General features: G+C 43.2%; 10 protein-coding genes. 5 read left to right on the forward strand and 5 right to left on the reverse strand.

Annotated features, from left to right (window positions below):
- The first annotated feature begins 44 nt into the window (after positions 1-44).
- Complete coding sequence (locus ACS8FA_RS27420) at positions 45-758, forward strand: DUF1499 domain-containing protein (RefSeq protein WP_439266916.1); 714 nt, start codon at positions 45-47, stop codon at positions 756-758.
- Positions 759-984: 226 nt separating this feature from the next.
- Positions 985-2,445, forward strand: a complete 1,461-nt coding sequence (locus tag ACS8FA_RS27425; RefSeq protein ID WP_439266918.1) for a lytic murein transglycosylase — start codon at positions 985-987, stop codon at positions 2,443-2,445.
- Positions 2,446-2,562: 117 nt separating this feature from the next.
- Here ACS8FA_RS27425 and ACS8FA_RS27430 read toward each other — a convergent pair whose 3' ends face one another.
- The 4 genes from ACS8FA_RS27430 to ACS8FA_RS27445 form a co-directional block, all read right to left on the reverse strand.
- Positions 2,563-2,862 carry a hypothetical protein gene (locus ACS8FA_RS27430; protein WP_057761845.1) on the reverse strand — a complete coding sequence of 100 codons (300 nt, stop codon included), beginning with the start codon at positions 2,860-2,862 and terminating at the stop codon, positions 2,563-2,565.
- A 204-nt stretch (positions 2,863-3,066) separates the two neighbouring features.
- Positions 3,067-4,074: a DUF4062 domain-containing protein gene (locus ACS8FA_RS27435; protein ID WP_439266920.1), complete on the reverse strand. Its 1,008-nt coding sequence runs from the start codon at positions 4,072-4,074 to the stop codon at positions 3,067-3,069.
- A gap of 171 nt (positions 4,075-4,245) precedes the next feature.
- The gene (gene murI, locus ACS8FA_RS27440; protein WP_439266937.1) at positions 4,246-5,160 is read right to left on the reverse strand and encodes a glutamate racemase; all 915 of its coding nucleotides are present in this window, start codon (positions 5,158-5,160) and stop codon (positions 4,246-4,248) included.
- A gap of 292 nt (positions 5,161-5,452) precedes the next feature.
- Positions 5,453-6,229 carry a DUF1285 domain-containing protein gene (locus ACS8FA_RS27445; RefSeq protein WP_439266922.1) on the reverse strand — a complete coding sequence of 259 codons (777 nt, stop codon included), beginning with the start codon at positions 6,227-6,229 and terminating at the stop codon, positions 5,453-5,455.
- A gap of 551 nt (positions 6,230-6,780) precedes the next feature.
- Between ACS8FA_RS27445 and ACS8FA_RS27450 the strand changes: the two genes are divergently transcribed.
- Complete coding sequence (locus ACS8FA_RS27450) at positions 6,781-8,418, forward strand: electron transfer flavoprotein-ubiquinone oxidoreductase (protein ID WP_201549271.1); 1,638 nt, start codon at positions 6,781-6,783, stop codon at positions 8,416-8,418.
- A gap of 135 nt (positions 8,419-8,553) precedes the next feature.
- On the opposite strand, the gene ACS8FA_RS27455 is transcribed toward ACS8FA_RS27450, so the two are convergent.
- Entirely contained in the window at positions 8,554-10,050 is a 1,497-nt protein-coding gene (locus tag ACS8FA_RS27455; protein ID WP_439266924.1) for an alanine/glycine:cation symporter family protein, read from the reverse strand.
- A 753-nt stretch (positions 10,051-10,803) separates the two neighbouring features.
- Here ACS8FA_RS27455 and ACS8FA_RS27460 point away from each other — a divergent pair.
- Positions 10,804-11,064 (forward strand): DUF4212 domain-containing protein, encoded by a 261-nt coding sequence (locus ACS8FA_RS27460; RefSeq protein WP_057761855.1) that lies wholly within the window; start codon positions 10,804-10,806, stop codon positions 11,062-11,064.
- A gap of 3 nt (positions 11,065-11,067) precedes the next feature.
- On the forward strand, positions 11,068-12,936 hold the full coding sequence (locus ACS8FA_RS27465) for a sodium:solute symporter family protein (RefSeq protein WP_057761858.1): 1,869 nt from the start codon (positions 11,068-11,070) through the stop codon (positions 12,934-12,936).
- The last annotated feature ends 99 nt before the right edge of the window (positions 12,937-13,035 follow it).

A 13,035-nucleotide genomic window follows, 5' to 3' on the forward strand; every position in this document is an offset into this window, starting at 1 on the left:
CATATAACCTTTAACAAGCTGCTAAATCGCAACGGAGAAAATGAATGAAAATGATAGTCGGTCTAATGAGTGTAACTGCTATTCTGCTGGTTGCTCTGGCAGGCCCATTGTATAAGTTTGGCGTTGTAGAGTTAGGCACTGCATTTACGGGGTTTAAATTTGGGTTATTTGCTGGTATCGCAGCATTGGTATTGTTAGCTATTCAGCTATTATTTAAACGCAATACAGCCAGTATTGAGAGCGCACTAGCCTCAGCCGTACTTGCTCTCGCTGCAATCGCTGTCCCGCTCGGCATGATGAATACGGCCAAAAATGTACCACCTATTCACGATATTTCTACCGATTTGGTAAATCCGCCTGAGTTTGTTGCGATTGCTCCACTACGTGCAGATGCGCCAAATCCCGTAGAGTACGCAGGTGCAGAAGCGGCTGAACAACAACGTACTGCCTACCCTGATTTGCAAACATTGACCTATGCTCAATCGAAGCCTGAATTGGTTGAAGCATCCAAACAAGCTATAGAAAGTTTAGGATGGGAGCTTGTAAATACTGATGCCGATAAAGGCATCATCGAAGCAACAGAGACGACTGCTTGGTTTGGTTTCAAAGATGATATCATCATTCGTGTGACTGACAACGATAGCGAGCGCTTAGTTGATATCCGCAGTAAGTCACGAGTTGGACAGAGTGATTTGGGCAAAAATGCGGCGCGGATTCATAGATTTATAGAAGAACTAGATAGTGTGTTAGCTAAATAAACAGGTTATATCTCCTAAAGATAGTCCTCGCGATAAAGTACTGTTTAACGCTTTGCATTTTCAGCTCTATGAAATCCTCTTCTAATCTCACGGCAGCGTCAATTTATCGTAACCATTTATAACCTTGGTACTGCGACAGCTTTTCTTTACTGTTTAGATTGGTTACTCTACGTTAATATCATTTTTTGCCTTTCGATAACTATTTTAACGTTTATAGGATATTTTCATGCGTTTGACTCCTTTCTCTACTTTGTCGCTGCTTAGTGTTGCTGTCGGCATCAGCCTTGCTACCACTGCTCAAGCCGCGCAGCCGCCAGCACCTGATTTATCCAATAGTGAGTTTCAGCAGTGCTTGGACAATCTAAAAAACTCTAGCAAGTTTAGCGGTGTTGATGGTTATACCTTTAATAACTATCGCCCAAGCCAGCCTGATCCTAGTGTCATTCAGTCACTGAATTATCAACCAGAGTTTCAAAAAGACGTCTGGGACTATTTATCAGCATTGGTAGACAAAGAGCGTGTCGAGGACGGTATCCGAGCCAAGCGTCAATGGGGCTCGACCCTACGTCAAATCGAATCGCGTTATGGCGTAAAAGCTGAACACGTGCTCGGTGTCTGGGGCGTAGAATCAAACTTTGGTCAAACGCTAGGTAAAAAACCATTATTTGAGTCTTTAGCGACCTTATCTTGTTTCGATCGTCGTCAAAGCTATTTCCAAGGTGAGTACGCCAATGCGCTAAAAATCGTGCAAAACGGTGATATCGCACCAAATGATATGACAGGATCATGGGCAGGTGCCTTTGGACAGACACAGTTTATGCCGAGTACTTTCTTAGAGTTGGCAGTCGATTTCGATGGTGATGGACGTCGTGATTTGGTCAATAGCGTACCTGATGCACTCGCTTCTACCGCAAACTTCTTGGATAATCGTGGCTATCGTACTGGCGAGCCTTGGGGCTATGAAGTCAAACTACCTGATGGATTTTGGGCCGCATCTAATCGTAAAGACAAAAAGTCGATAAGCCACTGGCGCGACCAAGGTCTAACGTTGGCTAATGGCAGTCCGCTACCGTATGACTTGAGCAGTGCAGGCTTATTATTACCTGCTGGTATAGAAGGCCCTGCTTTCTTGGTGGGCAAAAATTTCGACACTTTCTACTCTTATAACGCCTCAGAAAACTACGCACTGGCTATCGCACACTTATCAGATCTAATCACTCGCGAAGACAGCAGCAAAACAGACTTTATCACTGCGTGGCCGACAGACGATCCTGGTATCAGCCGCCAGCAGGCCAAAGATATTCAGCAAGCTTTGCTAAATGCCGGTTATGACATTGGCGGTGTAGATGGCATCATCGGAGACAATACTCGTACCGCTATCCAGCAATATCAGACTAGTCGCGGTATTTTCCCAGCTGACGGACGCGCAGGCCAGAAGTTCTATCGCGCCATCATTGGTAATGCAGCGCCGAGTCAAACTCAATACGGCCAGCCTGCAAACAGCCAGCCCCTGAATCCTGCACCTGCCGATCGCATGGGGCAATTAATTCAACAGCAAACGACTGCTCCTAGTAGCTACTCATCTCAGCCATCAGTGAGCTCCTCAACTTCTAGCAATACACGTTATCGCCGCGTTACTGACGCCGATGGCACTATCAAGCTTGTTCGTATAGACCAAGGTTCGTAGTAGCAATATAAATAACGCTATTTAGACGCATCAAAAAAGCCACGCTAACGATAGCGTGGCTTTTTTATTTATAAATAGTTATTAATAGAACTTATCTAATTGACTCAAAATACGTATCTAAACAATAGGCGGTGGCTTAGGCTGACCATTATCACCATTCCAGTTTTCGCGAGCTTTATCGTCTAAATCGGCTGCCGTTTTTGGCTCCCACTTACCATTCTCTTTCCAAGTCGCATCGCCCCAATCTTCATCTTCGGCTTTACTGTCTAAATCTTTGTAGGCCTTGCTAGGATCTATACCGCGACGTTTCATATCTGCTACTTGCTCTTCTAACGTATGAAACTGATCAGCATCATGCATAGACTTTTCTAGACCATCAATCTCTCTTTTTAACTCGTCATTTTTAGCATTGCTCATCGTACGCTCTCCCTAATTATTAATATTATAGTTGTCATTCTCAAACAGCTAACGTTGTTAGCATAGTTAACTGACTGACTTCATTATTACGGGTCTGAGAAATATTCACAAGCATTGCACGTATGCTTTGTATTACAAAACGTAGTCGTGATGCCAAAATGGACGTTTTAGATGGCTATTTTTGAACGCGCTAGCGAATAATTACTAGTCTTGTTTATTCGTATTTGAGGTATGATTTTGCAGTAGGTTTTTTGCGTAGAAGGTAAGCTTCCATAGCTCTTGTGATACCCGCGTGCCATAAGTCATCAGTTGTATCCAGTTTGCACCGACTAGCTTACGTTGCAAATTATTGATATCAGCTTGAGAGATTTGGCAGCGTGAGACAGCATGAACGTTTGGCATCTCTTTTTTGATGTCTACTTCCGCTTTAGCGGTAATCAAACGATTAATGGCATTTTGCAAGCCATAGCTCGAAAAAGTAGATGGTATTCTCATGAGTGTCATGAGTATCTCATGCCACGAGAGTGTTAGCGATCGGGTTACGTCCGTTAGATTGCCGCCCTCATAAGCTTGGGCACTATATTGAATCTCAAAAAACTCCGTTAACTCAATTGGCTCACTAACCTTATCCGATATAAAATCTTCGTCATCAGGACTGTTGTTCTCTACCTCGGTAGTACTAGGTAATATATCGACTGGCTTCTCATACACGACCTTTTTACTAGTCGTATTCTCTTCGTCATTCGCTCTGACCCAGCCACCTACCATATTGTTATTGGCGACGGCATTATAATGAGCCTGTACTAGCAATGGCTCAATATCTTCTTCCGTATCATAGTAATGTAGCTGGTTGTCTTGCTTGGTGACTAACTTAATAAACTCTTGAAGTTGTCGGCTGATAACAGCGTCTGGAGAGTGATTTTTGACCAGAACAATTAGCGGCTTAAGCTTCGCTTTGGCATTTAGATAACTCAAATGCATCTGGCTGACGCCGTTTTTTTGCACAGTCCCGTAGCTGTCGCCAACGATCATGACTGCGTAATCACAAGAGTCAATACACTGACGCCCATAAAAAGAAGCTTTAGATAATTTACTAGAAACATCATAGGTCAGAAATGCGCGCGCCTGAAAAAATATCGCTAAGCTGTCTAGAACCAACAACTGGTCGTTGTCAGCGCATATAATATGAATATGATAGCGACGATTCGGCACAATTACCTCTAAGCGTAGGTCGTGACATAAAAAGGATAAGGTGTGAGATAGAACACAAAAATCTTGTCTTGTTCAGCCTAGCATACTCTTAGCTTGAAAAGATGCACTCAATTTATTTTAACTGAGTCAGCGTTGCATACAGCGTATTGATATCACTAACTTTGATAATAACTAGAGAGAGTAGTATTGCAATGCCATTTCTGTACCGAGTAAGCGCTCAACTAAAGCGCATAGTCTATCACTATATTTAGTGGCGTGAAAAGTTAATGGCGGTCTAGTAATGGCATTTTTATTACTGGTTTTTTGTGTCAGATTTTCTCGTTTTTCACTCATCAATGATGCAGACAAGTTGTTTGCAATCAATAGCTGTCTAACCCGTTCAGCAATCGCTTGACCAGAATCAATAACTTGTATTGACAGCTGCTGCTGTGCAATCTCATCCAATAAAAATGTCTTAAAAAACGGATAATGCGTACATCCCAGCACCAACTGATCGACACCTTCATTAGCAAATATTCGTACCTGTTGACGTAATCTTTGGGCTGTCTCGTCTTGTTCTGACATACCTGCTTCTACCCAAGGTACCAGTTGCGGATCAAAATACTTAGTGACTACTGTGTTATTAGGTTGAGCAAAATTGGCAATGACATCGTTTAGCAAGGTGCCATTCAGCGTCGCTTTGGTTGCCAGCACCGCTACATGACCACTCTTACTCGCCAGTACCGCAGGCTTTAATGCAGGGACAAGACCCACAATAGGTATATGTGGATAACAGCGTCGGGCGGTATCTAGCGCATATGCTGAAGCACTGTTGCAAGCAATAACAATCAGCTTACAGCCTTGCTTATGTAACCACTCTACGGCTTTTAGTGTTAATGCTTCAATATCTTCGCTGTCGCGATTGCCATAAGGCACATTTAGCGTATCGGCATAATATACATAACGCTCAGTAGGCAGCTGCTGTGCTAAATGCAAATAAACAGACAAACCGCCAACACCAGAATCAAACACGCCAATGGGCGCGCTACGGTTTTTATCGCTTACAACTGTGTTACCAGCATGTTTATTGGCATCTACTAGATCCATAGCTTTGAGACTCTGGTCAACAGATATATCGACACACGGTCTGAGCTTTCCGACTGTCTGGTTTTTGATATCCATATTTATGCTAATGCCATTATCATATTATTCATCAATTTCATTACTCAGTTAAATGCTTAAATGCGCTATATATGTTGCGTGTATGACGTTACTCTACGTCGGCTCTATATCGACTACCTTTATACGGTAATGATTTTTTAAACCAATAGATAATAAGGCGACATTATAAAATTATAGCACTCATCGGCATACAGCAATTAGTAGATAAACATACTACCTAATCAGTAGGCATCGATAATGAGTAAGACTGGCCACCACTCTGCAGCGTCAATATCGTCTTACCATTGTCTTCTGATAATGCTCCAATTTCAGTCAGGTGATAAAAAGTATTGCGGCCAATAAGCGCAGTCAATCCATTTCTGACCATCATGTAAGGGCGTACCTGCTCTGTAGACGCTAATTCCTGAGAATCTGCAACATCGTCAGCGGTACTCACTTGATTTGCTTGATTCGCTTTATCACTGTTATTAGAGTCGCTGTCATTAGAATCGCTCTTATTAGAATTATACGCCTTTAATACGATCGAATGCTCATCGTCTAAACGAACCACATCTCCTGTCGTCGTTGTAAACTCCAACCAACTCATATTATCTTCATGGACAATACCAACATCATTGATCAGAAGTGGTGCATCTTCAACTTGGATACGGATTTTCTGTACAGGGGTCTTTAGAAAGTACTCAGTATTGCCGTTATTTTCTTCTTTCCATAGTATCGTGGCAAACAAGCTGACCAGTGACTCACGGGTCATTTGCCCGCCTTCATGCCACCACTCTCCGTTTGCCTTGATAGTCAGATCCATATCAGCAATATCTTCAGGATGCCATTTTTCAAGCGGTGGTATTGCACGCCCTTCGCGAGTGCCTTTCGTAGACTTAATATACTGGCTTAATGCATCCAAATTATCTAAGTTATCTAAGCTAGAAGTCTTACTGGTCGGGGCTTTGGTCAGTTTCTCATGGCTGTCTTCAGTACTATTATTATCGTTATTCATTATTAATTCCTTTATTTAGTATTCAAAGTTTGGCTTATCTATTATTACTATAAATTTTTGTTTCAGGTATGATGAAACTTTATCGTTATAACAACCTCATTTTCTTAACATTACCTTAGCATCGATACTCATAAATGCGTATCGTGTTTGTAGGACTTTTCTTTTATAATGAGTAACGATTTTTTATTGAAATGGTCAAGTGGGTGTTGTATTGATGACACATCTTACGTTATGCATTGATATCCTTAGATAAATTGGTATCAACCATGACGAGTCAATTGATGCCGCAAAAACAGTTTTATCGGGCAGCCATATGTCTGAGTGACGTTAGCGCCGCAAGTCTATTATTCAGTTGTTAAGCTAATGATGCCCTGAGATAAGCCACTAAAAGTTTAGGAGTAGGTATGCAAGAGCAAGACAATCAAACGCCAGTTATCGATGGTAATACTGTGAATGCTGACGCACCAGTAGCAACAGAGACCGCAACGCTAGATAAAGCAGAACCAGTCGTAGCGCCAGTTGCCGCGGAACCTGAAGTCGAACGCGAATCAATGGAGTTCGATGTCATCATCGTTGGTGGTGGACCTGCAGGTCTGTCTGCTGCCATCCGTTTGCGCCAGCTCGCTATTGAAGCTGGTAATGATGAGTTTATGGTTTGTGTGGTCGAGAAAGGCTCTGAGTTTGGTGCCCATACGTTGTCTGGTGCAGTCATCGAGCCACGCGCTCTAAATGAGCTAATCCCTGACTGGAAAGAAAAAGGCGCACCGCTTAACGTGCCAGCGACAGAAGATCGTTTCTATTACTTGAACTCTGCCACACGCTCAACTAAAGTGCCTGACTCTTTGATTCCAGGTCCGATGCACAACGATGGCAACTATATTGTCTCGCTAGGTAATGTCGTTCGTTGGTTAGCCGTACAGGCAGAAGAGCTTGAAGTTATGATGTTCCCAGGCTTCCCTGCCGATGACATCTTATACAACGACGACGGTTCGGTCCGAGGCGTGTTAACGGGTGATATGGGTGTGGCGGCCAATGGTGAAGCCAAGCCAAGCTTTGAGCCTGGTTATGAGCTCCTTGCCAAATACACTATTTTTGCCGAAGGTAGCCGTGGGCATTTAGGCAAACGCTTAATCAGCCGCTTCGATCTAGATAAAGATTCTGATCCTCAGCATTATGGTATCGGTCTAAAAGAGCTATGGGAAGTTGAACCTGAAAAGCATGAGCAAGGCGTTGTCATGCATGGTCTTGGCTGGCCATTGACTGAAACTGGCTCTACTGGTGGCTGGTGGTTATACTTTGATGAAAACAACCAAGTAAGCTTTGGTCTTGTAGCAGATCTGTCTTACCACAACCCTTACGTGTCTCCATTTGATGAAATGCAGCGCTTAAAAACACACCCTGTTATTAAAAATGTTTTAGAAGGCGGTAAGCGTATTTCTTACGGCGCACGTGCGTTGACCAAAGGTGGTCTAAACTCATTACCGAAGTTCACCTTCCCCGGTGGCGTGTTGGTAGGTGATGACGCTGGTTTCTTAAACCCAGCAAAAATCAAAGGCACACACACGTCTATGAAGTCAGGCATGCTAGCAGCCGAAGCTATTTTTGAGGCGCTGCAAGCTGACCGTCAGCACGATGAAGTGGTTGCTTATAGCACAATGTACAAAGAGTCATGGTTGTATCAAGATAACTATGAGTCGCGCAACTTCTCACCTGCAATTCACCGTATGGGTCTGTTCATGGGCGGCGCTTTCACCTTTATCGAGCACAACTTGCTAAAAGGTAAAATGCCATTTACTTTACATGACAATATCCCAGATTACGATCAGTTGGAGCGTGCTAACCATGCTTATCAGCCAACTTATCTTAAGCCTGATGGTAAGTTGGTATTTGACAAATTATCGTCAGTATTTATCTCTAATACCAACCATGCAGAAGATCAGCCAACGCATCTAAAACTTACTGATCCAACGGTACCTATCTCAATCAACCTACCGTTGTACGCTGAGCCTGCACGTTTATACTGCCCAGCTGGTGTGTATGAAGTGGTCAAAGACGCTGAAGGTGCTAAGTTTGTCATCAATGCGCAGAACTGTGTGCATTGTAAGACCTGTGATATCAAAGACCCTTCACAGAACATCACCTGGGTAACGCCAGAAGGTGGCGGTGGTCCTAACTATCCAAACATGTAAATCAGGATAATTCTGATTTGAGCTGGTACAGTTAATATCGTTAAAACTGTACTCCAATAAAAACCGCCCTTCTCTGCATAAGAGTCGGGCGGTTTTTTAATGCTTAGAACAAGCAGTATTACCAATCAATGCTACTTAATCTGTCCACGCATCACGGTTGGCTTCATTTTTGAGTTTTACAAAGTTATCAGGGTTAAATTTAATCTGATCCCCTGTCTTACCTTCTTTTACCTGACGCTCATAGTCACGTAGTATTCTTAGCGCTACAGGAGACAACAGCAAGATTGCCACTAAGTTAACCAAGGCCATCAGACCCATAGACAAGTCAGCGAAGTTCCATATAGCAGGTAGGCTAGCAACAGAGCCAATAAACACCATACCTAATACTAGGAAGCGGAAAACCATGATCATCACTTTGGCATTTTTGGCACCAGAGATAAATTCAAGATTTGACTCACCGTAGCTGTAGTTGGCGATGATAGACGTAAATGAGAAGAAAAAAATCGCAATCGCCACGAACACCACGCCTAGGTCACCCACATACTGTGATAGGGCTAGCTGAGTTAACTGAATACCTTCTTGCTCGACATTAGGATCGATCACACCAGACAAGATAATAATCGACGCCGTCGCGGTACAAATGATAAGGGTATCCATGAATACGCCTAGCATCTGCATAAAACCCTGCACTGCTGGATGATCAGGATGACTTTTTGCCGTTGCTGCAGCATTCGGCGCTGAACCCATACCTGCTTCGTTGGAAAACAAGCCGCGTTTAATACCGTTAATCATTGCCTGCGCAATACCATAACCGATGACACCGCCTGCCGCCTGCTCAAAGCCAAATGCTGATTTTACAATCAACGCGATCGCTGCTGGGAATTGACTGAAGTTAGTCACGATAATGAATAGCGCTAGCAAGATGTACAAGATGGCCATCACTGGTACAATCTTACCCGCGATACGAGCTACTGAGCGCAAACCACCGAATACCACTGGTGCTACCAGTACTACCAGTACCAAACCTGTCATCCACGTTGGCACACCAAAAGCTTCATTGGTCGCTTGAGCGATAGTGTTGGATTGTACGCCATTGAATGCCAAACCAAAGGCCACTAACAAACATAATGAGAAAAACACGGCAAGCCAGCGTTTGCCTAGACCTTTTTCGATGTAATAAGCAGGGCCACCGCGGTACACATTATCGTTGTGCGGTACTTTATATGCCTGTGCTAAGGTTGACTCGATAAAGCTGGTCGACATACCGACCAGTGCCGTCATCCACATCCAGAATACAGCACCTGGTCCACCCAAATAGATGGCAATTGCCACACCTGCCAAGTTACCAGTACCAACACGGGCTGCCAGTGACGTCATCAATGCTTCAAATGAGCTAATACCACCATCTTTGCGTCCTTGGTTGGACACGCGTAGCAACTTCCACATATGACCAAAATGACGAAACTGAATAAAACGTGTCACGACGGTGAAGTAAAGACCCGCACCAATTAGTAAGAACATCAGTAATCCATACCAAGGGTTACTAGCAATCAGCCAGTCATTGTTACCCCAGATAATACCGACACCATAATTTACGATGTTATTAAACCAACCTACTATCCCTTCGTTCATATGGGCTCCTTATTCATTCTTTATACGCGTTACTTAAGTTTCATATCGATATCATATTTTGATTGCCATAGACTATATAAGCCTCTGCACAAAATACCTGATACCAAAAAGACACGTGCATGATATAGATATTGAGCGACATGTGACCATCACGTTTATTTATCGATTTCGTATAATTATTTTTAAAATAAATAATGCTTATGTTTCAGCTTATATAGAATAGATTAAGTGATAATTTAATCGCACAAATTACACGGTTGCCGTACCGTTTCCGTAACGTTAGGTTTTTTAATGAATGCCAAACAAACTAATTGTTAGTAATTTAATTATTATTCATGCGCAGTAGTTTGCAATTATATTTATTAAACCGTGCTAATATAAATTCTATATCCGTTTAGACTGTTTTACGGTTATCGAAACTATTAAGCAGTACAACAGGTTAGCGCGTTAAAAAGATTAAAACTCTTGTTAGGAAGACGAGACTGTTAAAAAGACACTGGATAGTCCACCCTTCTGTCTTCCTCAAGAAACGTTATTTTGCCATTCGATGGTTTAAGTCAATGCGATGCTTAAATAGTTAACTACTTTTATTTGAAGTAAAGAACTACCGAGCATTCAACGTACTATCACGCATCATCGTTTTCACTATATAAAGCAATACCTGACTATTTTTTATCCTTATTATGGTAAGAAATAATCTCAGTTCTTTTTATATTGTTGGTATTTTTTAGGGAAGACAAAAGGAGTTGTCCTATGAAAGATCATAACGATCCATCCGGTTATTGGCGTGCCAATGTCCGTCTCATCTTAGGTAGCCTAGTAGTTTGGGCACTATGTTCTTATGGTTTTGCTATTTTATTGCGTCCTCTTTTGGCCGGCATCAAAGTCGGCGGCACTGACTTGGGCTTTTGGTTCGCTCAGCAAGGCTCCATCGGGGTGTTTATCATTTTAATTTTCTTCTACGCATGGCGTATGAATAAGTTAGATAAACAATATGGCGTAGATGAGGAATAGACCATGAGTCAGTATTTAGTTAATATTATTTTCGTAGGCCTATCTTTCGCTCTGTATTTTGGTATTGCGATTTGGGCTCGGGCTGGGACAACCAGTGAATTCTATGTGGCGGGCGGCGGTGTACATCCAGTAGTTAACGGTATGGCGACAGCTGCTGACTGGATGAGTGCGGCATCTTTTATTTCTATGGCAGGTTTGCTTGCTGCTGGCGGTTATGGCGCATCAACCTATTTGATGGGTTGGACAGGTGGTTATGTGCTACTAGCTATGCTACTGGCGCCTTACTTACGTAAATTTGGCAAGTTTACGGTGCCTGATTTTATTGGGGATCGCTTTTATTCCAAAACGGCGGCAATGATTGCCGTGGTTTGTTTGATTATTGCCTCTACCACGTACGTTATCGGTCAGATGACAGGTGCTGGTGTCGCATTTTCACGCTTCTTAGAAGTAGATAACAACACAGGTCTTATTATTGCTGCGGTTGTTGTATTCTTTTATGCAGTTCTTGGCGGTATGAAAGGGATTACCTACACGCAGGTTGCGCAGTATGTGGTTCTAATGATTGCTTATACCATTCCTGCTGTCTTTATCTCACTTGAATTAACCGGCAATCCAATTCCAGGTTTGGGCTTGTTTTCAAACCATATCGAATCTGGTGTTCCTATCCTAACCAAGCTGGATCAAGTCGTGACCGATTTGGGATTCACAGCATATACAGCTGACGTACCTAACAAGCTAAACATGGTACTATTTACCTTATCACTCATGATTGGTACCGCTGGTCTACCTCACGTTATTATTCGCTTTTTCACCGTTCCTAAAGTTGCCGATGCACGTTGGACTGCTGGTTGGACATTAGTATTTATCTCGTTATTGTACTTTACAGCACCTGCTGTTGGCGCAATGGCACGTTTAAACCTGATTGATACTATCTATCCACAAGGTGTTGCAGAGCCTGCTATCGACTATGACCAACGTCCAGACTGGATGAGAACTTGGGAAGATACTGGCCTGATCAAATATACTGACCTCAATAACGATGGTCGTATCCAGATGTATAACGATAGTGGACTGGGCGCTGCAGAGGTTGCTCTAACCAATGCACAGACTGAAGGCGGTGATGTAGGCGCTGCGACGACTGCGGTTGAAACAGCACGTGCTGCACATGACCTAGAACTTGATGGCCGCTTTGCAGATGCAGGCTGGGCGGGTAACGAGCTCGACGTCAATGCTGATATCTTAGTATTGGCTAACCCAGAGATTGCACAACTGCCATCTTGGGTAATTGGTTTGATCGCCGCAGGTGGTCTCGCTGCTGCACTATCAACTGCTGCTGGCCTATTGCTCGCTATCTCGTCAGCGATTAGTCATGACTTAATCAAACGAAACCTCAATCCAAACATTACTGACAAAGGAGAGCTCAAGGTCGCACGTATTACGATGGGTATTGCGATTGTGGTTGCTACTTACTTAGGTATGAATCCACCAGGGTTTGCAGCACAGGTAGTTGCATTGGCATTTGGTATCGCTGGTGCGTCCCTCTTCCCTGCACTAATGATGGGTATCTTCTCAAAACGTATCAACAACCTTGGCGCTATCGCTGGTATGTTGACAGGTTTGATCAGTATCTTGGTTTACATCTTCGTCTTCAAAGGTTGGTTCTTCATCAGCGGTACTGCCAACTTCCCTGATACAGCGGAGTACTGGCTATTTGGTATCTCACCACTATCATTCGGTGTGATTGGGGCACTGCTTAACTTTATCGTTGCATTCATCGTTTCTTATGCAACCAAAGCGCCACCGCTACATATTCAAGAATTGGTTGAAAGCGTTCGCTCACCACGCGGCGCAGGCGGTGCAGTCGACCATTAACCTAACGAATGATGATATGTCTTCTGTTACTATACATCACTCACTGGCAGCCACTGCTGGTGAGTGATTTTTTATCTAATACTTATTAAAATAATAGTT

The sequence above is a fragment of the Psychrobacter sp. 1Y1 genome (assembly GCF_051847395.2).
In the GTDB taxonomy this organism is placed as follows: domain Bacteria; phylum Pseudomonadota; class Gammaproteobacteria; order Pseudomonadales; family Moraxellaceae; genus Psychrobacter.